Origin of the sequence: Delftia acidovorans NBRC 14950 (assembly GCF_001598795.1) — a bacterium.
Taxonomy (GTDB): Bacteria; Pseudomonadota; Gammaproteobacteria; order Burkholderiales; family Burkholderiaceae_C; genus Comamonas; species Comamonas acidovorans.
The window spans coordinates 517411-541841 of sequence record NZ_BCZP01000001.1; the positions used below are offsets into that span (position 1 = coordinate 517411).

Genomic DNA, 24431 nt, shown 5'->3' on the forward strand with positions numbered 1-24431 from the left:
GCTGCCAACTGAAACGCAAGGAGAACCCCATGCATCCATCCAAGAGTGAGAGCCTTGCCCAGGACGAGGAATACCTGCTGCCTGAGAACGAGGCCGCGCTGGCTGCCACGCTGGCCCTGATGACCGGCTTCGGCCACGGCTGCTGCGACACCCATAGGCCGGCCATGGCCGCCCGGGTGGCCGAGCAGCTCGAAAACCTGGCCTGCGCGGGCGGCTTGTCCCATGACATGCGCGCCCTGCTGGGGCGGCTGCAGCAACGCTGGCAGGCAGTGGCCGATGCGGGCGCGCCGTCGCGCTCGCACCGCGCCGTGTCCGATGCCGGAGTCGCCCTGCCTGGAGTCCATGCAGCCCAGCCGGTGCCCCATGCGCTCTGGCACGCACCGCTGGACACCCTGCAATGAGCAGCGCCGTCCACGATGCCGAGGAGGGCGGGCTCCTGATTCCCGTCGATGCTCCCGCAGTCCGCCAACGCTTTGCGCGGGCGCGCCAGGGTGGCCTGCGCGCCAAGGAGGCCGCCGATTCCCTGGGCCTGCCGGAAGGCGCCGCCATTGCCGCGCATGCGGGCCAGCACGAGGGCAGCCTCCAGGCCGTGCCGCTGCGCGCCGAATGGCTGGCCATCCTGAAGGGCTTGCAGGACTGCGGCCCCGTGATGGCGCTGACCCGCAACGAGTCCACGGTCCACGAAAAGACCGGGGTCTACCAGAAGCTTTCGGCCAACGGCGGCGTGGGCCTTGCCCTGGGCCGCGACATCGACCTGCGAATGTTCTTTGCCCAATGGCATGCCGGCTATGCCGTGACCGAGCAGCCTGCCCAGGCCGGCAGGCCGGCCATGCGCAGCCTGCAGTTCTTCAATGCGCAGGGCCGTGCCGTGCACAAGGTCCATGCGCGCGAGCCCACCGACCTGCAGGCATGGGAGGCGCTGGTGCAGCGTTTCGCCGAGCCCAGCGCTGGTTACCTGTTCCGCCATGCCCGCCCGCGTGCGCTGCCGCAGGCCGACGAGGCCATCGACGTGCCCGGCCTGAGCACTGCCTGGGCCGCCATGCAGGACACGCATGAATTCTTCGATCTGCTGCGCCGGTTTGGCGCCGAGCGCCAGCAGGCCTTCCGCCTGGTGCCCGGTCACTGCGCGCGGCTGGCGCCCGAGTCCGTGGCCCAGTTGCTGGGCGATGCGGCCGTGGACGGCCTGCCCATCATGGTCTTCGTGGACAGCGGCGGCTGCATACAGATCCACACCGGCCCCGTGCACAACATCCAGCCCATGGACACGCCCGGCGGCGCACAGTGGATCAATGTCATGGACCCGGATTTCAACCTGCATCTGCGCTGCGACCTGATCGCCAGCGTCTGGGCCGTGCAAAAGCCCACGGCCGATGGCGTGGTCACCTCGGTCGAGGCCTTCGATGCCCAGGGCGACCTGATGGCCATGTTCTTTGGCGAGCGCAAGCCGGGCCGGGCCGAGCTGCCGGGTTGGCGCGAACTGGTGGCGGGCCTGCCGCGCCTGGCAGCGCAGGCGCTGGCCTGAGAGCACCCAGGCCCTGAAAAGAAAGATCCGGCCCTGCGTCTGCGTCGGGCCGCGTCAGAGATGCACGGTGGCGGCCACCAGCTTGCCCACCAGCGGACGCACCACCATCACGCAGACAAAGGCCACGGGCATGGCCAGCACATAGGTCTGCATCACGCGCTGCAGGTAGTCGGCGCCCAGGCCGCTGTTGGCGCCGACGATGGCGCAGCACATCAGAAACGCCATGATGGCCGACATGTAGAAGGCAAAGACGATGGGCGCGAAGCGGCGGTGCAGCTTGCGGCTGCTCGGCGCCGCAGGGATTGCGGGAGCGATGGAGGCAGAGGTATCGGGCATGAAGGCGTATCCTGTCAGGCCGCTTGTCGATTCGGCGCGGCAAGTGCAGGACTGTAGGCAAGGCCCGTGCTGCCGTGTAGAGGGCTGCAGCTTGGTGCACTCGTAAGCTATATTGATGAATCCATTTTTCATCCATAGTTTTTTGTGCCTAATCTGCGCTCCATCGAGACCTTCGTCAAAGCCCTGGAAGGCGGCTCCATTGCCTCGGCGGCGCGCCAGCTGGGCATTTCTCCGGCGGCGGCCAGCCAGAACATCGCCCGGCTGGAGCGTGAGTTGGGCACGCGGCTGATCACGCGCACCACGCGATCCATGGCGTTGACCGAGGCGGGCGAGCGCTATCTGGCGCGCGTGGGCCCCGTGCTGCAGGAGCTGGAAAAAGCGCAGTCCGACCTGTCCCAGCTGCACGGCGAGTTGCAGGGCCGGCTGCGCATCGCCTGCATGGCAGCCTTTGGCCGCCATGTGCTGGCGCCGCTGCTGCCGGCCTTTGCCGCGCAGCATCCCCGGCTGGAGCTGGAGTTGCTGGTGGTGGACCGGCAGGTGGATGTGCTCAAGGAAGATGTGGACATCAGCGTGCGTTACCGCGATGTGCTGGAGCCCGGCATGGCCGTGCGCCAGCTGGCGGCCGTGCCGCGCGTGCTGTGTGCATCGCCGGCCTATCTGCAGGCCCATGGCAGGCCACGGACGGCCCAGGATCTGCTGGACCATGCCTGCCTGCTGTACCGGCGCGAGGCCGATGGCCGCTTCATGCGCTGGCCGTTTTCACGCGACGGCAAGCGCGTGGACCCGCAGCTGCGCGTGACCGCCATCGCCAGCGACGTGGATGCCCTGACCGAGATGGCCGTGGCCGGGGGCGGCATTGTCTGGATCGGCAGCTTCATTGCCCACCGCTACATGCGCGAAGGACTGCTGCAGCCGCTGGCCCTGGGCCCGGCGCGCAAGGGGCAGCTGCATTTCGAGGACACCACGCTGGATTTCTTCGCCTGCTTTCGTGACCGCCAGTACGTGCCGACCAAGGTGCGTGCCCTGGTGGACTACCTGGTCGAGACGCTGCCGCAGCAGTCCATGCTGCGCTGGAACGTCCCGGCCTGAGCAGCGCAGGGGAGGCTAGTGCCCCAGGTGCTGGGGCAGCACCTCCTGCAGGATGGTGGTGGCGATTTCCTCGATGGACTTGGTCGTGCTCGACAGCCACGGTATGCCGCTGCGGCGCATCATGGATTCGGCCTCGGCCACCTCGTAGCGGCAATTGACGAGGCTGGCGTATTTGGAGTCGGGCCGGCGTTCGTTGCGGATGCTGGACAGGCGCTGCGGATCGATGGTCAGGCCGAACAGCTTCTTGCGCGAGGGCACCAGGGCGGGCGGCAGCTGCTTGCGCTCGAAATCCTCGGGGATCAGCGGGTAGTTGGCCACCTTGAGGCCGAACTGCATGGCCAGGTACAGGCTAGTGGGGGTCTTGCCGCTGCGCGAGACGCCGACCAGGATCACGTCGGCGCCCGTCAGGTCCTGGTGGGTCTGGCCGTCGTCATGGGCCAGCGTGTAGTTGATGGCCTCCATGCGCTCCAGGTATTCCTTGCTCTCGCTGATGTCGGCGAAGCGGCCCACGCGGTGCAGCGATTTCTGGCCCAGCTCCAGCTCCAGCGGCCGCACGAAGGTGCCGAACATGTCGAACACCTTGCCCTTGCACTGGCTCTCGATCAGGTCGAGCATGTCCTGGTTGACCAGGGTGGTGAAGACGATGGGCTTGTGGCTTTCCGACTCGGCCACATGGTTGATCTGGCGCACTGCCTGGTGCACCTTGTCCATGGTGTCCACGAAGGGGATGCGGACCAGGCGCGACTTGGTGTCGAACTGGGCCATGATGGCTGTGCCGAAGGTCTCGGCTGTAATGCCAGTGCCATCGGAGATGACGAAGATGGTGTGGGTGTGCATGGTGGTCGGGCTCTGGACAGGGGGCTGCCGTCGGTTCACGGCAAACGCCTACAATGACGCCCATTATTCCCAATTTCCCATCCATGCTCGCTGCCGGCCTCCAACCAGAACAGCAAAGCCTCGCGCACGCCTGCGTGGATGGATCGACCGTGCCCGGCTTTGGCAGCCGGGGCGGCGCACGACGGTTTTCAACTTCTGGAGCTTTCCCATGTCTCAACTGTTCGAGGCCACCGCCCTCGTCGTTCCGTTTGAACAACTGAGGATGACCGATGTCGAGTCCGTAGGCGGCAAGAACGCCTCGCTCGGCGAAATGATCTCGCAGCTGCCGCAAGGCGTGCGCGTTCCCACGGGCTTTGCCACCACGGCCCATGCCTTCCGCCAGTTCCTGGCCCACGACGGCCTCGCCGACAAGATCAGCGCCAAGCTGGCCGCCCTGGACGTGGAAGATGTCCGCGCCCTGGCCCAGGTCGGTGCCGAAATCCGTGCCCTGGTCGAGAACCAGCCCTTCCCGGCCGATCTGGAGCAGGCCATCCGCGAGGAATTCGTGCGCCTGCAGGGCGGCAACGAGGCGGCCTCGTTCGCCGTGCGCTCCTCGGCCACGGCCGAAGACCTGCCCGACGCCTCGTTCGCCGGCCAGCAGGAAACCTTCCTGAACGTGGTGGGCATCGAGTCGGTGCTGCACAAGATGAAGGAAGTCTTCGCCTCGCTGTACAACGACCGCGCCATCTCCTACCGCGTGCACAAGGGCTTTGCCCACGACGTGGTGGCCCTGTCGGCCGGCGTGCAGCGCATGGTGCGTTCCGACCTGGGCGCGGCCGGCGTGATGTTCACCATCGACACCGAATCGGGCTTCGAGGACGTGGTCTTCATCACCTCCAGCTATGGCCTGGGCGAGACCGTGGTGCAGGGCGCCGTCAATCCTGACGAGTTCTATGTGCACAAGCCCATGCTCAAGGCCGGCAAGAAGGCCCTGATCCGCCGCAACCTGGGCTCCAAGCTGATCCAGATGGTCTTTGCCTCGCCCGAGGAAAAGGCCGCCAGCGGCAAGCTGGTCAAGACCACCGACGTGGCCCATGAGCTGCGCAACCGCTACTCGCTGTCCGATGAGGACGTGCAGCAGCTGGCCCACTATGCCCTGGTCATCGAGCAGCACTATGGCCGCCCCATGGACATCGAGTGGGGCAAGGACGGCACGGACGGCCAGCTCTACATCCTGCAGGCCCGCCCCGAGACCGTGAAGAGCCAGGCCAAGGGCCAGGCCGAGCAGCGCTACGCCCTCAAGGGCACGGGCAATGTGCTGGCCGAAGGCCGCGCCATTGGCCAGAAGATCGGCACGGGCCCCGTGCGCCTGGTCAATGACATCGCCAACATGGACCAGGTCCAGCCCGGCGACGTGCTGGTGACCGACATGACCGATCCCAACTGGGAGCCGGTGATGAAGCGTGCCTCGGCCATCGTCACCAACCGTGGCGGCCGTACCTGCCACGCTGCCATCATCGCGCGCGAACTGGGCATTCCGGCCGTGGTCGGCTGCGGCAACGCTACCGACCTGCTCAAGGACGGCACCCTGGTCACCGTCAGCTGCGCCGAAGGCGATACCGGCAAGATCTACGATGGCCTGATCGAGACCGAGATCACCGAAGTGCAGCGTGGCGAGATGCCCGCCATCAAGACCAAGATCATGATGAACGTGGGCAACCCCCAGCTGGCCTTCGACTTCGCCCAGCTGCCCAACGAGGGCGTGGGCCTGGCCCGCCTGGAGTTCATCATCAACAACAACATCGGCGTGCACCCCAAGGCCATCCTGGACTACCCCGCCGTCGATGCCGACCTCAAGAAGGCCGTCGAGTCCGTGGCCCGCGGCCATGCCTCGCCGCGTGCCTTCTATGTGGACAAGGTTGCCGAAGGCGTGGCCACGATTGCCGCCGCCTTCTGGCCCAAGCCCGTCATCGTGCGCATGTCGGACTTCAAGTCCAACGAGTACCGCAAGCTCATCGGCGGCAGCCGCTACGAGCCCGAGGAAGAGAACCCCATGCTGGGCTTCCGTGGCGCCGCGCGCTACATCTCCGAGGACTTCGGCGAGGCCTTCCGCATGGAGTGCGAGGCACTGCGCCGCGTGCGCGAGGACATGGGCCTGACCAACGTGCAGATCATGATTCCCTTCGTGCGCACGCTCAAGCAGGCCGAGCGCGTCACCCAGCTGCTGGCGGCCAACGGCCTCAAGCGCGGCGACAACGAGCTCAAGCTCATCATGATGTGCGAGGTGCCCTCCAACGCCATCCTGGCCGATGAGTTCCTCGAGTTCTTCGACGGCTTCTCCATCGGCTCCAACGACCTGACCCAGCTGACGCTGGGCCTGGACCGCGACTCCGGCCTGGAGCTGCTGGCTGCCGACTTCGACGAGCGCGACCCGGCCGTGCGCAAGATGCTGTCGCGCGCCATCAAGGCCTGCCTGGACCAGGGCAAGTACGTGGGCATCTGCGGCCAGGGCCCTTCGGACCACCCGGACTTCGCCCAATGGCTGGCTGACGAAGGCATTGCCTCCATCTCGCTGAATCCCGACAGCGTGGTCGCCACCTGGCAGCGCCTGGCGCAGTAAGGGCTGGCAGCGTCGCCATGCATACGCCGAAAGCGCACTTGCATGACGACGCGGTCGGGGGACCGTCCGAAGGCGAGACCTTCGCCCCCGACCTGCACGACATCCGCCATCTGTGGCTCAAGGCCGTGCTGTTCGCGGTCTGGGTGGCCGTCTCCTTTGGCGCCTGCTACTACGCGCGTGACCTGCAGGCGCTGATGCCCGACTGGCCGCTGGCCTACTGGTTCGCGGCCCAGGGGGCAGTCCTGATGTTCCTGGCCATCGTCATCGTCTATTGTTTGTCCATGGACCATTTCGAGCGCCGCTAGGCCCGGGCCGCTTTTGCGATGGCACCGGCTCCCGCATCCCCATCGGCCGATACGCAACCGTCCGCACCGCCATCGCCTCCCGGCCATGGCTGAGCGCGCCCCGCTGACGGCGGCCTCCCACTGGCGGCTGCACCGCATCGTGGCCCTGTACACGCTCGGCGTGCTCGGCTTTCTGGCCCTCATGTTCTGGGCCGAGCAGCAGGGCCTGTCCCGCCACTGGATAGGCCCCATCTTCCTGTTCTTCACCGTCATGGTCTATGCGGCCATCGGCGTGTACCTGCGCACCAGCGACCCCGAGGAGTACTACGTCGCGGGCCGGCGCATTCCGCCCTTCTACAACGGCATGGCGGCTGCGGCGGACTGGGTCAGCGCGGCCTCGTTCATCAGCCTGTCGGGGGCGCTGTACCTGCAGGGCTTTGCCGGCGTGCCGGGCCAGGCCGGCGGACTGGCCTACCTGCTGGGCTGGACGGGCGGCTTTTGCCTGGTTGCCATGCTGATCGCGCCGCACCTGCGGGCGATGAAGCTCTACACCATTCCCGATTTCTTCCAGCAGCGCTACGGCGGGCGCTGGCCGCGCGTGATCGCGGCGCTGGCGGCCGTGATCTGCTCGTTCACCTATGTGGTGGCGCAGATCTACGGCGTGGGGCTGATCGCCTCGCGGCTGACGGGCGTGCAGTTCGAGATCGGCATCATGCTGGGCCTGGGCGGCGTGCTGCTGTGCTCCTTCCTGGGCGGCATGCGCGCCATCACCTGGACCCAGGTCGCGCAGTACGTGGTGATCCTGCTGGCCTTTCTGATCCCCGTGTCCTGGCTGGCCTACCGGCAGATGGGCAATCCCGTGGCGCCGCTGGCCTATACGGCCCAGCTCAGCCAGATTGCGGAGATGGAGCAGCGCCTGCTGGACTCGCCGGCCGAGCAGGAGGTGATCGCCGCCTACCGCCTGCGCGCCGAGGTGCTGGAGGACAAGCTCAAGGACGTGCCGCGCGTGCTGGCCGCCGAGCGCCAGGCGCTGGCCGAGCGCATACGCGATCTGCGCACGCGCAGTGGCGATATCGGCGCCATCATGGCCGCCAGCCGCGAACTGGCCGCCATGCCGCGTGACGAAGCCGCCGCGCGCGCGCTGTGGACACGCCAGCTGCAGGAAATGCGCGAGCGCGAGAAGCCGCTGGGCGGCATTCCACTGCACAGCCTGCCATTCGCCGGCAACCCCGATGGATCGCCCCAGGAGCAGCAGATCTACGAGGACAGCCGGCGCAACTTCCTGGCGCTGATGTTCTGCCTCATGGCCGGCACGGCCGGCCTGCCGCACCTGCTCACGCGCTACTACACGGCGCCCTCGGTGTCGGGGGCGCGGGCCTCGGTGGGCTGGACGCTGTTCTTCATCGGCGTGCTGTACATGAGCGCGCCGGCCCTGGCCGTGCTGGTCAAGTTCGAGGTCATGAACAACCTCGTGGGCATCCGCTTTGACGAGCTGCCCAACTGGATGGCGCAGTGGGCCCGGGTGGATGCCTCCTTGCTGGCCGTGGAGGATGTCAACGGCGACGGCGTCCTGCAGTTCGGCGAGATCCGCATGGGCGCCGACCTCATCATGCTGGCCACGCCCGAGCTGGGCGGCATGCCCTACGTGGTCTCCGGCCTGGTGGCGGCCGGCGGCCTGGCTGCGGCGCTGTCCACGGCCGATGGACTGCTGCTGACCATCAGCAACGCGCTGGTGCGCGACCTGTACTTTCGCGAGCGCCGCCGCCGCGCCTCGCCCGAGCAGCGCGTGATCCTGTCCAAGTTCGCGCTGCTGGTGATGGCGCTGTCGGCCGCCTTCGTGGCCTCGCGCCGTTCCTCGGACATCCTGCCCATGGTCACGGCATCGTTCTCGCTGGCGGCCTCGGCCTTCGTGCCGGCCATGGTGCTGGGCATCTTCTGGCGTGGCACCACGCGCCGGGGCGCCGTGGCCGGCATGCTGGCCGGGCTGGGCGTCACGCTGTACTACATGGTCTCGCATGTGCCGGCACTGCAGCCCGTGCTGCCCGAAGCGCTGCACGCGCGCCTGTGGTGGGGCATACAGCCGATTTCATCGGGCGTCTTCGGCGTGCCGGCCGGCCTGCTGGTGACCTGGCTGGTCAGCTGCCTGGACCCGCGCCGCCGGGCCCCGGCGCGTTCCGTGCCCGCAAAAGCGTCCTGACGGACAGAGGCCGCCGGGCGGGAGGATGGCCATTTTCTGCCCCGTTTTTGCGCTTTTGGCAGATCTGGATCATTGCCGGCCCCACTGAAGCCCGTGCGTGCTGGAAAACCCGCTTTTGGGAGCAGGAGGCTCATGACACGCTGCGAGCCGTGTCCGATCCGATCCCTTGCAGAGAATCCCGTCCGCCATGCATTTTGTGAAAACGTCCGCCGGCCAACAGGCATTCAAGGAACGCCATGCCGATCTCTCGCCCCGGTTGCGCTCGGCCTTTTTGCTGTTTGACGGGCAACGCAGCCTGGCGCAGGTGCTGCAGGCCGTTGCCGGAATGGGCGTGACGCAGGACGAGATCCTGGCGCTGGTGGAGCGCGAATGGCTGGCACCGCGCGACGCGGCCGAGCCCCGGCTGGGCGTGGTGGCCGTCGCGGTGCCTTCGGTCCCTGCCGCGCCTGCTGCAGCGGTTTCGTCCACGGATTCGGCTGGCGATGCCCCCGCGCAGTCCGAGCCATCGCTGGCCGTGCGCTATCGCAACGCCTATCCGCTGGCCGTGGCCATCACGGCCAACCTGGGCCTGAAGGGGTTCCGGCTCAACCTTGCCGTGGAAGCGGCCATGGGCTACGACCAGCTGGTGGCGCTGGCGCCGCGCCTGCGCGAGGCGGCCAGTCCTGCCAGCTACCTGCCGCTGCACGAGGCGCTGTTCGGCAAGGCACCGTGAATGAGGAATGGCCCGCACGCTCGCCAAGGGAGCGCTTTTCATCTTGGGGTGGCCCGGCAATGAAAAAGGGCAAGGCGCCTTCGCACCTTGCCCTTGCATGAACCTGTGGGTGCAGGCTCAGACGGCCAGCAGCTCCACGTCGAACTTCAGCGTGGCGTTGGGGGGGATCACGCCGCCGGCGCCACGGGCGCCATAGCCCAGCTCGGCCGGGATGATCAGGGTGCGCTGGCCGCCCACCTTCATGCCTTGCACGCCTTCGTCCCAGCCCTTGATCACCATGCCGCCGCCCAGGGGGAAGACGAAGGGATCGTTGCGGTCCTTGCTGGAGTCGAACTTGGCGCCCTGCACGCCGTTGTTGTAGAGCCAGCCCGTGTAGTGCACGGTCACGCTGCGGCCGCGCTGGGCTTCGGCGCCGTCGCCCACGACGGTGTCTTCATACTGCAGGCCGGATGCGGTGGTGGTGAAAGCCATGGTGGTATTCCTTGAGAGAGAAACGGTTGGGGGAAAGGAGACGACCCGGCTGGCCGGTGGCCCTGCGCGGGAAGAGGCCGTGGCGCCTGGTGCCGCGCCCGGCCTGACATCACTTCTTGGCGCGCGCGGCCACCCAGCGGTTGGCAAAGGCCTGCACATCGGACAGGCGCTTGAGCAGGTCCTGGCCGGCCAGCGTCACGGTGTAGCCGTCGGAGCCATGCTCCAGCAGCCCGCACTCGCGCAGCTCCTTGATGCGGGTGTTCAGCGTGTTGGGCGTGATGCCGCCCACGCTGTCTTGCAGCAGTCGAAAGGTCTGAGGATGGCCGTCCCGCAGCGCCCACAGCACGCGCAACGCGTAGCGGCATTCGAGTTTCTCGAACAGCTGGTTGATGGCGGCGTTTTCCTTGGAGCTCATGACGCTTCTCCTTGCGCAATGGTGTGGGTGAGCCGGCGGGTGCGTCCGGGTGGGACGCGCGCCGAGCCAAGTCCCGGGGAACTATAGCTCTGGATCCATTCTGCTACAAGTTTGGTAGCTCAAAACCCACAGCGGCAATGCCCCACGCTAGAGGAATACGCGTATGACCAAGCCAGTGTTGCAGGCCCGCCACGTGGCCTGCCCGCTGCGCGGCGGTTTCTCAGCTCTTGAGTTTGAGCAGATAGGTCATCACGCTGGCCGTGGTGTGCTCCAGCTCCAGAAAGCCGTTGAAATCGCGGCCCGCCTGCCAGGAAGGCTCCCAGCGGTTCTGGCGCAGGGCGCGTTGCCAGCTCTCGTGCTGCGTGGCCTGCTCCACGGCGCCCAGCAGGGCCTGGGCACGTGCGGCGCTGACCTGCTTGCCGGTGAAGACGGCGCGCCAGTTGGCCATGTCCGCATCCAGCCCCTGCTCGCGGAACGAGGGCAGGCCGAACAGGCTGCGGCGCGAGGACACGCCGATGGCGCGCAGCTTGCCGCTGGCCAGCGCCTCGCTGAACTCGCTGTAGCCGGACACGCCCATGCGCGCATCGCCCTTGAGCAAGGCCTCCACCACCTGGGCGCCGCCAGGAAAGGGCTTGTAGACCAGTTGCTCGGGCGCCGCCTTGGCCGCGCGCGTGAGCAGGCCGGCGAACATGTGGTCCACGCCACCGGCCGAGCCACCCGCAAAAGACTGGTGGGCCAGGTCGCTGCGCAGCGCGGCCACCAGGTCCTTGGCATTGCGGATGGGGGAGTCGGCCGGTACGGCCACGACCAGGTAATCGCTGGTCAGGCGGGCAATCGGCTGCACATGCGACATGTTGACGGCCGGCTTTTGCAGTGCCACCGCACCGACCATCACCATGCCGCCGATCAGCAAGGCGTCGGGGTCCTTGCCATGGCGCTCGGCAAACTGGGCCAGGCCGATGGTGCCTCCCTTGCCGCCCACGTTTTCATACTCCACGCGCTCGGCCGCGCCGCTGGCCACCAGCGCTGCGCCCAATGCGCGGCCGGTCTGATCCCAGCCGCCGCCGGCATTGGCCGGAATGACGATGCGCAGGCTGGTCGCCACGCGCTGGGCGCTGCCGGCAGCCCGTGGCGCATGGGCTGCAGGTGCTGCCGCTGGCGGTGCGGCATGGGCCAGAGGAGAGCACAGCATGGCCAGGGCAGCGCCCTGGGCCAGCATCTGGCGGCGGTTCTGGCGCGTTCCATCGGCGGTATGGGCGGCGTTGGCGGCGGTTTGCGAAAAGCTCGGAAGGCGCATGCAGTCTCCAATCGGGTTCGCGCGCCATTGTGGGCGCAAATGAATCAGAAAAGCAGATTATGTAAGCATGTGCGTCAGCTGCTTGACACAACACAGTACAGCGCAGTCCGGCCCGCGCGGCTCTGTGATCTCTGGGCCGGTGCGGTCCCTCAGCGCTCAGAAGTCGTAACGCATGCTCACGTTGACGCTGCGTGGCGCGCCCCAGGTGTAGTACAGGCCCTGGGCATTGAAGTTGGTCACGCCCGAGAAATAGTGCTTGTCGAACAGGTTGTTGACGTTGGCCACGATGCTGAGATGGCGGTTGATCTGGTAGCGCGCCATCAGGTCCATCACCCAGTAGGCGTCCTGGCGCAGCGTGGCGGCGCCGCGGCTGGTGGAGATGGCGCTTTGCCAGCGCGCGGCGCCGCCCACAGTCAGGCCGGACAGCGCGCCCTGCGCGAAGCGGTAGGTGGTGCCCAGCTTGAACTGGTGGCGCGGGCTGGTGGCGGCGTTGTCCAGATTGCTGTTGATGGTCACGTAGCTGCCCTGGGCCTGCCAGCCCTTGGCCAGCTCGCCGGACAGTTCCAGTTCGAAGCCGCGCCTGCGCGCGCCCTGGACCGCGCGGTAGGCCGTGTCGCCATTGGGCATGAGCCCGTCTTCCACGGCCGTGTTGTCGGTGCGCATCCAGAAATGGGCGACGCTGGCGTTCAACCGCTTGTCGAAGAATTCGCCCTTGGCGCCGATCTCGTAGGTCAGGCCCTCCTCGGGCGGCAGGGTGCGTTCCTGCAGATCCTTGGCGCTTTGCGCCTTGAAGATGCTGGCGTAGCTGCCATACAGCGAGATGTTCGGGCTGACGTCATACACCAGGCCCGCATAGGGCGTGACCACGCCGTGCTCGCGCATGTTGTAGTTGTACCAGCTGATGTCGGTCACATCCTTCTGGTCGTAGTTGGTCACGCGCAGGCCGGCGATCAGCTTCAGCGGATCGGCCAGATTGAGGCGTGCCGCGCTGTAGAGATAGCTGCGCTTGTTGCTGAACAGGTCGTTGGAATAGGGGATGTTGTCCGCTGGCGCCGGGATGGCTGCGCCGCCCTGGCTGAAGTCCACCTGCGGCAGGTCCAGGCCGGGGCGCGCGCCGCGCAGCAGCGTGGTGCGGTTGCGTGCGGCGCCCGCGCCCACCAGCAACTCATGCTGGCGGCCGAACAGCGTGAACGGGCCCTGAACGTCGATGCTGATGTTCTGGTTGCGGGACTCGATGTCCTTGTAGGCCGCGAACTGGGCCGAGCTGGGCAGGGCGTAGCGCAGCAGGCCGATCTGCATGTCGGGCGTCTTCACCTCTTCATGCGACATCTGCAGCTTGGCCTTCCAGCCGCTGGCAAAGCGGTGCTCCAGGCGCGCGAAGCTGTTGAGCGACTCCTGCTCGTAGCCCGACCAGGGCGCGGCGATGTTCAGCGAGCGCGGCATCCAGCCGACGAACTGGCCGGTGCCCGTGTAGCCCTGGATGGGCGTGGTGCCGCCCGAGCCGCGCAGTTCGCGCTGGCGGTAGGTGATGCCGGCGCTCAGCAGGGTGTCGGGGGTGAGGTCGTATTCCAGCGTGCCGTACAGCATGGAGCTGTTGCTGTGCTGGTGGTCGCGGAAGCTGTCGCCGCTCTTGCGCGAGGCCACCAGGCGGCCGCGCAGGCTGCCTTCCTGGTTCAGCGGACCGGCAATGTCGGCATCGGCACGGTAGGTGCCCCAGCTGCCCGCGCTGGCCATTACGCTGGCCTGGAAGTCGCGCGTGGGGCGCTTGCGGATCAGGTTGACCGTGGCTCCGTAGGCGCCGTCGCCATTGATCAGGCCCGACGAGCCCTTGAGCACTTCAACGCGGTCGATCTCGGCCAGATCGTCCAGCGAGTACATGATGTGCGTGTTCCAGCCCCAGCCATTGGTGAGCTGGCGGCTGCCATCGGTCTGCAGGTTGACGCTGGAGCCGCGCACGTTGAAGGTGGTCATCTCGCTTTGGCGGACCACGGCCACGCCGGGCGTCTGCTCCAGCACGTCGGTCAGCGTCTCCAGCTTGAAGTCATCCATGCGCTGGCGCGTCATCACGCTCACCGACTGCGGCGTCTCGCGCAGCGACAGGCCCAGGCCCGTGGCCGTGCTGCTGGGTCCGGTCGCGGTGTAGGCGCCCGTGCCTTCCGTGGCGCTGCCGACCTCGGCCTTGGCGGTGACGTGCACCTCGCCCAGCGTGGTGGCGCCTACGGCTGATGCGGCAGGCGCTGTCGAGGACGCAGGCGATGCCTGCGAGCGGCGCAGCGTATAGCCGCCGTTGCCCGAGGTCGCGGCCGCTAGGCCCGAGCCCGCCAGCAGGCGGGTCAGCGCCTCGGCCGGCGCATGGCTGCCCTGCAGGCCCGGGCTTTGCAGATCGCGCACCAGCTCGGGCGTATAGGCCAGCAGAACGCCCGAGGCCTTGGCGAAGCGCGTGAGCGCGGCCTCCAGCGGTCCTGCCGGAATGTCGTAGGCCTGGGCGCGCTCGGTACTACCTGTCTGGGCCTGGGCCTGGGCATTCGCGGGCAAGGGCAGGGCGGACAGGCTGGCCAGTGCGGCGGCCAGGGCCAGGGTCAATGCGGACAGGTGGAACACGGGCGCAGGTTGCGCGGGGCGGAGGACGCGTGCCGCCGCGGTAGCGAGGCGGCGCTGGTGATGGAGGTCGGACATGTTGGTGCGGTCTTTGGATCAGGGAGGAAACATGGCGCCGCAAAGCGCCTCTCCCCTGCTTGTCACGCGAGATGAGAAAAGGTACAGACCGATGTCACCGGGCCGGGTTGTCCCGCCGCCTTCTCTTCACGCCGGACCTATGCGCACCCAGTAGCGCACCGGCACATGGATGCGCACGGGCAGCACCTGTACCAGGGACTGCAGGATGCGATCCGTATCGGCGAGCGGGAAGACGCCTGACAGGCGCAACCCGGCCACCTCGGGTGCCAGCGTGATCAGCCCGGGTCGGTAGCGGCGCAGTTCGTCGATGAAGCGGTCCAGGCGCATGTCCGAGGCCACGAGCACGCCTTCGTCCCAGCCCGGCCCCTCGCCGGCCGCGCCGGCCGGCAGGGCCTGCGTGGCACTGAGCCTTGCGGCTTCGCCGCTGTCGACACGCAGCAACTCGCCCGTGCGGCTGCGGGCCTCGACCGCACCCTCGAAAACGGCCACGCGCGTATCCGCAGTCTCCATGTCATGGCGCACCGTGAAACGCTTGCCCAGGGCGCGCAGCCTGCCCGCGGGCGTGTCCACCACAAAGGGGCGCGCGGGCTGGGCCGTGTCATGGGCGGTGGCGACCATCAGCTCGCCGCGCAACAGCAGCACGCGGCGCAGCTGGTCGTCGAAGGCAAGGTCCACGGACGTCTCGGTGTTGAGCAGCAGCTGCGTGCCATCGGGCAACTGCAGGGAGCGCCGCTCGCCCTTGGCGGTGCTGACATCGGCATTCCAGGCCTGCCAGGGCAGGCGCTCATGCGCAGTCCATGCCGCAGCACCTGCGCCGGCCAGGCCAGCGACGCTGGCCAGCAGGCGGCGGCGTGACTGGGCGGTCTTGAGGCTGCGCGCCAGCGTGGCCGTGGCAAGGGGTCCATTGAGGGGACCGCTGTCCGGGCGTGCGTCAGGCAACCTGAGCCGCGCATTCGTGGCCTCGATGCGCTGCCAGGCCCGCTCATGCAGCGGATGGGCCGCGCGCCAGTCCAGCCATTGCGCGCGTTGTTCCGCTGTGCACTCGCCTGACCACAGCTGCACCAGCCAGTCCACGGCGCTGTGGACCACGTCAGGCGGCAGCGCGGGGTCGGCACTATGGGTGGAGCCATCGGCGCCATGGACGCGCCCGGCAGCGCAGCGCTGTGTCATGCCGCATGTTCCGGGAAGTAGCAATGCCGGATGGCGCGCGCCATGTACTGCTTGACCGAGCTGACCGAGACCTGCAGCAGCAACGCGATCTCGGCATAGGCCATGCCGTCCAGCTGGGCGTGCAAAAAGGCCGCGCGCACCTTGGGCGGCAGGCCGTCGAGCAGGCGGTCCAGCTCGCACAGCGTCTCCAGCACGATGGCGCGTTCCTCGGGCGAGGGCGCCAGCGGCTCGGGCTGCAGCGCCAGCGTGTCCAGATAGGCACGTTCAATTTCTCGGCGGCGCAGGTGGTTGGCCATCACGCGCTTGGCCACCGTGGTGAGGAAGGCGCGGGGCTCCCGGATCTCGGACAGTTCGGTGCGGGACTCCATCACGCGCACGTAGGTGTCCTGTGCGAAATCTGCCGCATCGCCTGCATGGCCCAGCCGGCGCTGCAGCCAGGTGCGCAGCCAGCCATGGTGCTGCTGGTAGAGATGGGCAAGGGCCTGGTGGGGAGTCACGGCGGGACAGGACACGAAGGGTAAAGAGAGAGATGCAAGTGATAAGCATTCTTATTTTACTTTGGGTGATGCTGGCACCGCCTTGGCGTGGCGCACGATTAAGCCGGTAAAGCTTGTGTAAATGCGATCAATTCTTATTTGTGGGCGGTAGAATCCCCGGGCCTTTCCTTTCCTGGGCTCCCGTGCCCGCCATCCGTGATGGTTGACGCCGCGTGGCGCTGCCGCCTTTTTCTGTTGCGATGACATCCCCCAAACCGGACCCTCGGCGCCGTTCCTACTGGCTCAAGACACTGCACGAGTGGCACTGGGTCAGCTCCGCGCTGTGCCTGATCGGCATGCTGCTGTTCGCCGTCACGGGGTTCACGCTCAACCATGCGGGGCAGATCGAGTCCAAGCCGCGCATCGTGCGTGGCGAGGCGGCATTGCCCGATGCGCTGCGCGTGCAGTTGGTCCAGCAGCAGGCCAGCCAGCCGCGCGACCGGGCGCCCGTGCCTGCGCCGTTTGCGGACTGGGTGCGCGGCCAGTGGGGCCTTGAGGCCGAGGGCCGCGAGGCCGAATGGACGGCCGACGAACTCTATGTCTCCCTGCCACGCCCCGGCGGCGATGCCTGGGTGCGCGTTGCCCTGGCCGATGGCGAGGCCGAATACGAGCGCACCGACCGGGGCTGGATCGCCTATCTGAACGACCTGCACAAGGGTCGCAACACGGGCGCCGCCTGGAGCTGGTTCATCGACATCTTTGCCGCAGCCTGCCTGGTGTTCACCGTCACGGGCCTGTTCATCCTGAAGATGCATGCAGGCAATCGCCCCTTCACCTGGCCCATGGTCGGCATGGGGCTGGTGATTCCCATGCTGCTGGCCCTCCTGTTGATCCACTGAGAACCGAAAGAGCCTTGCCAATGAATCCGCACTTCTCTCTGCGCTACACCATGGCGCTTGGCGCCTGCCTGGGCGCGGTCCCGGTCTTTGCCGCCGGCCTGAACGTGGGCGTGGAAATTCCGCGCCTGGATGTCGCCGAATACCACCGCCCCTACGTGGCCGTGTGGATCGAGCGCGCCGACGCCTCGGTTGCCTCCACGCTGTCGGTCTGGTACGACGTGAAGATGCGCAATGCCGAAGGCACGAAGTGGCTCAAGGACATGCGCCAGTGGTGGCGCCGCACGGGCCGTGACCTGACGTTGCCGATCGATGGCGTGACCAGCCCCACGCGTCCCGTGGGCAAGCACCAGCTGAGTTTCACCGAAGGCGCCAATCCCTTCGCCAAGCTGCCGCCCGGTGAATACAAGCTCGTGGTCGAGGCCGCGCGCGAAGTCGGCGGCCGCGAAGTGGTTACCGTGCCCTTCAAGTGGCCCGCGGCCAAGGCCGAGCAACTGAGCGCCAAGGGCAGCAGCGAGCTGGGCGAGATCAGCGTCGAGCTCAAGCCTTGAAATTGAAAGCCGCCGAGGCGCTGTGCGCCTTCCCCCTCACGAGGGGGACGACGCCATCGCTGCGGGGCGGCCAGGCCCTTGCTCGGCATCCCTGAGCTGAGCCCTGCATGTTGGTGGGCCACGCATCTTGCGGGGGATCCACGTGCCAGACCCATCCACGAACCAAGGAGATTTTTCATGAAGTCCAAGACCCGCTTTGCCGTCCGTCTGGCTGCCAGCCTCGCCATTGCCTGCGGCGCCTTCCAGGCCGCCCAGGCCCACAACCTGTGGCTGCTGCCCTCGACCACGGTGCTGTCCAAGGCCGAATGGATCACGGTGGATGCCGCTGTCTCCAACGACCTGTTCTTCTTCAACCACGTGCCGCTGGGCCTGGACAACCTCGTTGTCTCGGCGCCGGACGGCTCGGCCGTCGCGCCGCAGAATGCCCATCGCGGCAAGCTGCGCAGCGTGTTCGACCTGGACCTGCAGCAAAGCGGCACCTACCGCCTGGCCATCGTCAACGACGGCCTGTTTGCCTCTTGGAAGGACAAGGCCACGGGCCAGAACCGCCGCTGGCGCGGCTCGCCCGAGAAGTTCGCCGCCGATGTGCCCGCCGACGCGCAGGACCTGAAGGTGACCCAGTCCGTGGGCCGCATCGAGACCTTCGTGACCGTGGGCAAGCCCAGCGCCGTCAAGCCTTCCGGCAAGGGGCTGGAGCTGGTGCCCGTGACCCATCCCAACGACCTGGTCAAGGGCGAGAAGGCCACCTTCGCCTTCCATGTGGACGGCAAGCCCGCCGCCAACCTGGAAGTCGTGCTGGTGCCCGGCGCCACGCGCTACCGCGACAACAAGGGCGAGATCAAGGCCACGACCGACGCCAAGGGCGAGTTCAGCGTGACCTGGCCCACCGCCGGCATGTACTGGGTGGATGCCGACGCGCAGGACAGCAAGACATCGCTGCCCCAGGCCAAGGAGCGCCGCCTGTCCTACGTGGGCACGTTCGAGGTGCTGCCCTGAGCCTTGCGTCCCCACCCGGGGCTCCGTCTGCGCCCGCGCCCGTGCGCGTGAGCTTCGCGCCCGCCCTATTGCAGGGCAGCGCAGGCCGGGGCCTTGCCGCGCCTGTGTCCACAGGCGCGGCGTCCTTTGCCGTCTCCGGCTACGCGCCGCAGGCCGTGCGGCGGGCAGACCCCGCCGCGCTGCAAACACTCACCGGCGAGTCCATGGGCACGAGCTGGAGCGTGCGCCTGCACAACCCGGATTTCCGCCCGCTCGATGAGGCGCGCCAGGCCATAGAGGCTGCGCTGGCCCTGGTCGTGCGCCAGATGAGCAACTGGGAAGCTGGCTCCGACATCTCGCGCTTCAACCGCGCCGAGCCCGGCAGCTGGCATGCACTGCCACCCGAATTCTTCACCGTGCTGACCTGTGCACTCGATTGGGCACAGGCCAGCGGCGGCGCCTGGGACCCTACCGTGGGGCCGCTGGTTGATCTGTGGGGCTTCGGCCCGCGTGCGGAAAAGTCGCAGGGCGCCGGCATCCCCGATGCCGACGCGCTGCGGCGGGTGCGCGAGCGCGTGGGCTACCAGCGCATCGTGCTGGACCTGGCAGGCCGGCGCGCGCTGCAGCCCGGCGCCGTCCATGTGGACTTCAGCGGCATCGCCAAAGGCTATTCGGTGGACCTGGTCGCCGAGCGCCTGCAGGCGCTGGGCCATACCGATTTCCTCGTCGAGGTGGGCGGCGAGCTGCGGGCCTGTGGTCAGCGCCCTGGCAACCAGCCCTGGCGCGTGGCCGTGGCCAGCATGGCGGACCAGTCCACGCCGCTGGCGCTGCCGCTGCGCGACATGGCCATCGCCACCTCGGGCGACCACTGGCATGCCTTCGAGCAAGGCGGGCGCCGCTACTCCCACACCATCGATCCGCGCAGCGGCGAGCCCGTGGCGCATGGCCTGACCAGCGTCACCGTGCTGCATGCCGAATGCATGCAGGCCGACGCCCTGGCCACCGTGCTCACCGTGCTGGGGCCGCGCGAGGGCCTGGACTTTGCCGAGCAGCGCGGCGTGGCGGCGCTGCTGTGCGAGCGCACTGCCCAAGGCCCTGCCATGGCGATGACAACGGCTTTTGCCGCGCTGCTGCCGTGAGCGTTTCCTTCCCTTTTTCCGCCGTGTAGATTTCCGGTCCTCGCCATGACCTTGTCCGAAACCGGGCTGCGCGTACTCGCAGCCGCCGTGCTGGTCCTGCTCTATGCGGCCATGTGCGCCGCCATCTGGTGGCGTGAGCGCCGCCAGCGCATGCGGACCCTGCAGGAAGCGGCTGCGCTGACCAGCGCACGCGAGGGCGCGCTGCCCCTGCTCGTGGCCTATGCCAGCCAGACCGGCCAGGCCGAGGAGCTGGCGCGCGAGACCGCCCGGCTGCTGCACACGGCCGGAGAAAGCGTGCACCTGTGCGCCCTGGACGCTGTGGATGCCGACCTGCTGGCGCGCACGCAAAGGGCGCTGTTCATCGCCAGCACCTATGGCGAGGGCGATCCGCCCGACAACGCGGCGCTGTTCCTGGCGCACGCCATGGCCGATGCACGGCCGCTGTCCCATCTGCAATACGGTCTGCTGGCGCTGGGCGACCGGCAGTACGCGCAGTTCTGCGGCTTTGGCCGCGCGCTGGACAGCTGGCTGCGTGCCGGTGGCGCCAGGCCCTGGTTCGAGCGCATTGAAATGGACAACGGCGCGCCGCAGGTGCTGACTGCCTGGCAGCACCAGCTGACCCAGATCAGCAGCCTGGGCGACATGCCGGCATGGGAGCAGCCGGTCTTCAGCGAATGGACGCTGGCCGCGCGCCGGCACATGAACCCGGGCAGCGCAGGCGAGCCGGTGTTCCACATCGAGCTGCAGCCCCCTGCAACGGAGCCCGCGCTGTGGGAGTCCGGCGACCTGGCGCAGGTCTGCATTCCTGCGGACCCGCAGCATCCGCGCGAGTACTCCATCGCCTCCATTGCCCAGGATGGCTGCGTGCACCTGCTGGTGCGCCAGGCGCGGCGCGAGGATGGCTCGCCGGGCCTGGCCTCGGGCTGGCTCACGCAGGGCGCGCCCCTGGGTGCAGCCATCACCCTGCGGCTGCGTGCGCACCGCAATTTCCGGCTGGAAGACAACCTGCAGCGCCCGCTGGTGCTGATCGGCAACGGCACGGGCCTGGCCGGCCTGCGCAGCCACCTGCGCGCGCGTGCTGCGGCGGGCCTGGGTCCCAACTGGCTGCTGTTCGGCGAGCGCAATGCGGCGCACGACCGGCTGTACGGCGACGAGCTTCAGGCATGGTGCGATGGCGGCGTGCTGCAGCGCCTGGACCTGGCCTTCTCGCGCGACCGCAGCGAAGGCGCGCCGCGCGCCTATGTGCAGGACCTGCTGGCGCAGTCCGGCGATGTCTTGCGCCAATGGGTGGCGCAGGGCGCAGCCATCTACGTGTGCGGCAGCCTGCAGGGCATGGCCCAGGGCGTGGACCAGGCGCTGCACGCCGTGTTGGGCAAGGCGCAGATGGACCAGCTGGTGCGCAGCGGTCGATACCGGCGCGATGTGTACTGAACGCCGCTTGCGCGAGCGCAAAGATGGGCCGGTTTGCTCCTAGGAACGTAGCATCGGCACGACAGATAAATCCTATTGTGCTCGTGAGAATGGAAATGATTCTCAATGTTCATATAATTTCGTTACATATCCCCATCCCATCGCATAACCAAACATTTCAAAGCGAGTTTCACGGGCCCCACAGCCCGTTTTCCGTTTCTGGAGTGTTTGCATGTCGTATCGCGATCCGCGCGGAGTTCTTCCGTCGCGTCCTTCCCATCTGGCCCTTGTGGTGGCTGCCGTCTGCGCTTCGGGTGCCGTCTCTGCTCAGACGGCAACAGGCAATGCCGCGCCCGCCACGGAGCTGCGCGAAGTCGTGGTCTCCGCCTCGGGTTTCGAGCAGGACATCAAGGAGGCGCCGGCCTCCATCACCGTCATCCCGCGTGAGGAACTGGCCAAGGGCCGCTTCGGCAGCCTGACCGACGCGCTGGAAAGCGTGGAAGGCATCGACGTGGGCGCCCCCGCAGGCAAGACCGGCGGCCTGAACATCAGCATCCGCGGCATGCCCAGCGACTACACGCTGGTACTCATCGACGGCCGCCGCCAGAACTCGGCCGGCAACGTCACGCCCAACGGCTTTGGCGAGACGCAGACCAGCTTCATGCCGCCCATCGGCGCCATCGAGCGCATCGAGGTCATCCGCGGCCCCATGTCCACGCTCTACGGCTCCGACGCCATGGGCGGCGTGATCAACATCATCACCCGCAAGGTCGGCAAGACCTGGACGGGCAGCGTCAGCGCCGACTACACGCTGCAGGAAGAGTCGGAGTTCGGCGACATCAAATCCGGCAAGTTCTACCTGAGCGGCCCCATCAAGCAGGACATGCTGGGCCTGTCGATCCGCGGCAGCACGCAGCGCCGGGCCGCTTCGGACATCACCTATGCGGGCGCCAACGGCCAGCCAGCCGTTCCCCTCATGGGCGGCAACCCCGTCAAGTCCGAGATCAACAACCTGGGCCTGCGCCTGGCGCTCACGCCCAACAGATACCACGACATCACGCTGGACCTGGACTCGGGCCGCCAGACCTATGACAACTCGCAGGGCCAGTTGGGTACGCTGGGCACGGGGGGCTACAGCCCCGAGCAGAAATACAACCGTGACCAGCTCACGCTGGCCCATACCGGTCGCTACGGCTTCGGAACCTGGGACACCAGCTTCATGGTCAACCGGACCGAGACCATCGGCCGGACCATTCCCCGGGGAACCCCGGGCGCGACGCCAGGTGCCGCGCGCACGCTGGAGGTGGAAAGCAAGGTGCTGGACAGCAAGCTGGTCCTGCCCTGGGGTGCCCACCTGACCACGCTGGGCGGCCAGTGGTGGGATGCCGAGATGAAGGACGGCGTGGCGCCGAACAAGTTCGCCTTCACGCAGAAGGCCCTGTTTGCCGAGGACGAATGGAGCCTGACCGACGCCTTCAAGCTCACCATGGGCGCGCGCTATGACCGCCACAGCCTCTTCGGCGGCAAGCTCAGCCCGCGCATCTACGGCGTGTGGAATGCCGCGCCGCAGTGGACCGTGAAGGGCGGCATCAGCAACGGCTACAAGACGCCGCGCGTGGAGCAGCTGGCGCCCGGCATCAACGGCTTCGGCCAGCAGGGCCGCCTGCCGCTGGTGGGCAGCCCCAACCTCAAGCCCGAAACCAGCCGCACCACTGAACTGGGCGTCTATTTCGACAGCCCCACGGGCTTTGCGGGCAGCGCCACGGTGTTCAACAACGAGTTCAAGGACAAGATCACCAGCGGCCCGGGCCTGATCAACTGCGACTTTGCGGCAGCGCCCAACCGCCCCGGCTGCGTGAGCTTCGGCGACTGGCCGCTGGTGGATGCCTTCGGCCAGTCCATCAACGTGGACGAGGCCGTCACGCGCGGCCTGGAGCTGAGCGCGCGCATGCCGCTGGCGCGCGGCTGGAATGCCAGCGCCAACTACACCTTCACCAGGAGCGAGCAAAAGAGCGGCCCCAACCGGGGCAACCCGCTGAGCGACACGCCCAAGCATGCGCTCAACGCCCGCCTGAACTGGGAGCCGGGTGCCCAGTGGAACCTGTGGCTGCGTGCCGAATACCGCAGCGAACGCTTCCGCGACCCCGGCACCAGCGCCAGCTCCCAGGCCGCCAAGGCCGCGCTGGGCAACTACAAGGCCTATACCCAGTTCCACCTGGGCGGCAGCTACCGCGTGAGCAAGCAGTTCACCATCAACGCGGCCATCTACAACCTGTTCAACAAGGATTTCGTGGACTACCAGCCCTACAACGTACCGGGCCAGGTCCAGGGTACCGTGATCTTTGGCAACCGCTACGCGAACAACCAGGAAGGCCGCCGCCTGTGGGTGTCCGCCAACTACGAGTTCTGAGGCGGGTTCCGGGGCGCCTGGCTGGCCTGCACGCGTGACGGGGCCAGCCTGACCAGCACCTGCAGCGTGCGGTTCAGCGGCACGGGCACGCCCAGGGCCTCGCCGCGCCGCACCACGTAGCCGTTCAGGTGGTCGATTTCGCTGGGCTTGCCCAGCGCCAGATCCTGGGCGGTGGACGAGAACTGGCCCGGCATGGTGGCCGGCAGGCCCCGCACGGCAGCGGGCACGTCGCCGGGCAGGGCTACGCCGTCGGCCCTGGCCACGGCCAGGCATTCGGCCACCACGTCATCCACCACGTCCGTCACGCCGGGCGACTGCACCAGTGGGCCGTAGGGCAGCTGGCAGAGCGCCGACAGCGCGTTGTAGGCGCAGTTGATCACCAGCTTGGCCCACAGCGCGCCGCGCACATCGGGCGATACCTGCACGGCAATGCCCGCCGCGCCAAATTGCAGGGCCACCTGTTCGCTGAGTGCAGAGGGCGCGATGACCAGCTCGCCACGCCCGAAGTGGCGCACATGGCCGGGACCGGCCATGGCCGTGGCCACATAGACCACGGCGGCCGCCACGGCAACGGACGGGCCCAGCACGGCGCGCACGCGCTCGTCGTTGTCCACGCCGTTTTGCATGGTCAGCACCAGGGCGCCCGGCGCCAGGTGCGGCTGCATCTCGCGGGCCGCTTCCTCGGTGGCCGTGGACTTGACGCAGAACATCACCACATCGGCATCGCGCACGGCGCTGGCCTCGGTCGATGCCTGCATGGGCACCTGGATGTCCAGCGCCGCCGTCTCCAGCCGCAGGCCATGCTGCTGCACGGCCTGCACATGGGCGGGACGGCCAATCAGCGTGACCTGGTGGCCGGCGCGTGCCAGCAGTGCGCCGAAATAGCAGCCCACGGCGCCTGCACCCATGACGGCGATGCGCAGCGGCGCGGTGGGGGAGGAGGGGCTGGCGGAAGAAGCGTCCATGGTG

The 24431-nt window shown here is 67.8% G+C and carries 21 protein-coding genes and 1 pseudogene; 13 read left to right on the plus strand and 9 right to left on the minus strand.

Going from position 1 to position 24431, the window contains the following annotated elements; all coding sequences use genetic code 11:
* The first annotated feature begins 29 nt into the window (after positions 1 to 29).
* Together DA1_RS02275 and DA1_RS02280 are read left to right on the plus strand one after the other, a co-directional pair.
* Positions 30 to 401, plus strand: coding sequence for a hypothetical protein (locus tag DA1_RS02275; protein WP_034398862.1), 372 nt, complete (start codon positions 30 to 32; stop codon positions 399 to 401).
* Positions 398 to 1522 carry a hemin-degrading factor gene (locus DA1_RS02280; protein ID WP_034396382.1) on the plus strand — a complete coding sequence of 375 codons (1125 nt, stop codon included), beginning with the start codon at positions 398 to 400 and terminating at the stop codon, positions 1520 to 1522. The genes DA1_RS02275 and DA1_RS02280 overlap by 4 nt, the downstream gene beginning before the upstream one ends.
* Before the next feature lie 54 nt (positions 1523 to 1576).
* On the opposite strand, the gene DA1_RS02285 is transcribed toward DA1_RS02280, so the two are convergent.
* On the minus strand, positions 1577 to 1858 hold the full coding sequence (locus tag DA1_RS02285) for a DUF2798 domain-containing protein (RefSeq protein WP_034396379.1): 282 nt from the start codon (positions 1856 to 1858) through the stop codon (positions 1577 to 1579).
* Positions 1859 to 2002: 144 nt separating this feature from the next.
* On the opposite strand from DA1_RS02285, the gene DA1_RS02290 reads away from it, so the two are divergent.
* Positions 2003 to 2947 (plus strand): LysR family transcriptional regulator, encoded by a 945-nt coding sequence (locus tag DA1_RS02290; RefSeq protein ID WP_034396376.1) that lies wholly within the window; start codon positions 2003 to 2005, stop codon positions 2945 to 2947.
* Positions 2948 to 2962: 15 nt separating this feature from the next.
* Here DA1_RS02290 and ppsR read toward each other — a convergent pair whose 3' ends face one another.
* Positions 2963 to 3784, minus strand: coding sequence for a posphoenolpyruvate synthetase regulatory kinase/phosphorylase PpsR (gene ppsR / locus DA1_RS02295; RefSeq protein ID WP_012206864.1), 822 nt, complete (start codon positions 3782 to 3784; stop codon positions 2963 to 2965).
* Between the two features lie 208 nt (positions 3785 to 3992).
* On the opposite strand from ppsR, the gene ppsA reads away from it, so the two are divergent.
* From ppsA to DA1_RS02315, 4 genes and pseudogenes are all read left to right on the plus strand, one after another.
* Positions 3993 to 6383, plus strand: coding sequence for a phosphoenolpyruvate synthase (gene ppsA, locus DA1_RS02300; RefSeq protein WP_034396373.1), 2391 nt, complete (start codon positions 3993 to 3995; stop codon positions 6381 to 6383).
* 17 nt (positions 6384 to 6400) lie between these two features.
* A pseudogene (locus tag DA1_RS02305) lies at positions 6401 to 6781 on the plus strand (DUF4212 domain-containing protein).
* On the plus strand, positions 6774 to 8864 hold the full coding sequence (locus tag DA1_RS02310) for a VC_2705 family sodium/solute symporter (RefSeq protein WP_034396370.1): 2091 nt from the start codon (positions 6774 to 6776) through the stop codon (positions 8862 to 8864). The pseudogene DA1_RS02305 and the gene DA1_RS02310 overlap by 8 nt, the downstream one beginning before the upstream one ends.
* A 187-nt stretch (positions 8865 to 9051) precedes the next feature.
* Complete coding sequence (locus DA1_RS02315; protein ID WP_034396368.1) at positions 9052 to 9576, plus strand: hypothetical protein; 525 nt, start codon at positions 9052 to 9054, stop codon at positions 9574 to 9576.
* Positions 9577 to 9693: 117 nt separating this feature from the next.
* Here the strand turns inward: DA1_RS02315 and DA1_RS02320 are convergent, their stop codons facing one another.
* The 6 genes from DA1_RS02320 to DA1_RS02345 all read right to left on the minus strand — a co-directional run bounded on the left by DA1_RS02320 (position 9694) and on the right by DA1_RS02345 (position 16102).
* Positions 9694 to 10047 carry an FKBP-type peptidyl-prolyl cis-trans isomerase gene (locus DA1_RS02320; RefSeq protein ID WP_012206859.1) on the minus strand — a complete coding sequence of 118 codons (354 nt, stop codon included), beginning with the start codon at positions 10045 to 10047 and terminating at the stop codon, positions 9694 to 9696.
* Positions 10048 to 10156: 109 nt separating this feature from the next.
* On the minus strand, positions 10157 to 10462 hold the full coding sequence (locus DA1_RS02325; RefSeq protein WP_012206858.1) for a winged helix-turn-helix transcriptional regulator: 306 nt from the start codon (positions 10460 to 10462) through the stop codon (positions 10157 to 10159).
* A gap of 220 nt (positions 10463 to 10682) precedes the next feature.
* Complete coding sequence (locus tag DA1_RS02330; protein ID WP_034396365.1) at positions 10683 to 11759, minus strand: Bug family tripartite tricarboxylate transporter substrate binding protein; 1077 nt, start codon at positions 11757 to 11759, stop codon at positions 10683 to 10685.
* Between the two features lie 156 nt (positions 11760 to 11915).
* A complete protein-coding gene (locus DA1_RS02335) occupies positions 11916 to 14435 on the minus strand; it encodes a TonB-dependent siderophore receptor (protein ID WP_034396362.1) in 2520 nt (839 codons plus the stop codon).
* A 126-nt stretch (positions 14436 to 14561) separates the two neighbouring features.
* Positions 14562 to 15605: a FecR domain-containing protein gene (locus DA1_RS02340; protein WP_051940942.1), complete on the minus strand. Its 1044-nt coding sequence runs from the start codon at positions 15603 to 15605 to the stop codon at positions 14562 to 14564.
* A complete protein-coding gene (locus tag DA1_RS02345; protein ID WP_230355034.1) occupies positions 15602 to 16102 on the minus strand; it encodes a sigma-70 family RNA polymerase sigma factor in 501 nt (166 codons plus the stop codon). Before DA1_RS02345 ends, DA1_RS02340 begins: the two co-directional genes overlap by 4 nt.
* A gap of 239 nt (positions 16103 to 16341) precedes the next feature.
* On the opposite strand from DA1_RS02345, the gene DA1_RS02350 reads away from it, so the two are divergent.
* From DA1_RS02350 to DA1_RS02375, 6 genes are all read left to right on the plus strand, one after another.
* Positions 16342 to 16980, plus strand: a complete 639-nt coding sequence (locus tag DA1_RS02350; protein WP_013801140.1) for a PepSY-associated TM helix domain-containing protein — start codon at positions 16342 to 16344, stop codon at positions 16978 to 16980.
* 20 nt (positions 16981 to 17000) lie between these two features.
* On the plus strand, positions 17001 to 17528 hold the full coding sequence (locus DA1_RS02355) for a DUF2271 domain-containing protein (RefSeq protein ID WP_034396360.1): 528 nt from the start codon (positions 17001 to 17003) through the stop codon (positions 17526 to 17528).
* Between the two features lie 177 nt (positions 17529 to 17705).
* Complete coding sequence (locus tag DA1_RS02360) at positions 17706 to 18524, plus strand: DUF4198 domain-containing protein (protein ID WP_012206854.1); 819 nt, start codon at positions 17706 to 17708, stop codon at positions 18522 to 18524.
* A 41-nt stretch (positions 18525 to 18565) separates the two neighbouring features.
* Positions 18566 to 19642, plus strand: coding sequence for an FAD:protein FMN transferase (locus DA1_RS02365; RefSeq protein ID WP_034396357.1), 1077 nt, complete (start codon positions 18566 to 18568; stop codon positions 19640 to 19642).
* 45 nt (positions 19643 to 19687) lie between these two features.
* The gene (locus DA1_RS02370) at positions 19688 to 21073 is read left to right on the plus strand and encodes a sulfite reductase subunit alpha (RefSeq protein ID WP_034396354.1); all 1386 of its coding nucleotides are present in this window, start codon (positions 19688 to 19690) and stop codon (positions 21071 to 21073) included.
* A gap of 211 nt (positions 21074 to 21284) precedes the next feature.
* Complete coding sequence (locus tag DA1_RS02375; RefSeq protein WP_034396351.1) at positions 21285 to 23462, plus strand: TonB-dependent receptor domain-containing protein; 2178 nt, start codon at positions 21285 to 21287, stop codon at positions 23460 to 23462.
* Here DA1_RS02375 and DA1_RS02380 read toward each other — a convergent pair.
* Positions 23450 to 24427, minus strand: a complete 978-nt coding sequence (locus DA1_RS02380) for a ketopantoate reductase family protein (RefSeq protein WP_034396348.1) — start codon at positions 24425 to 24427, stop codon at positions 23450 to 23452. The genes DA1_RS02375 and DA1_RS02380 overlap by 13 nt on opposite strands.
* Between the last annotated feature and the right edge of the window lie 4 nt (positions 24428 to 24431).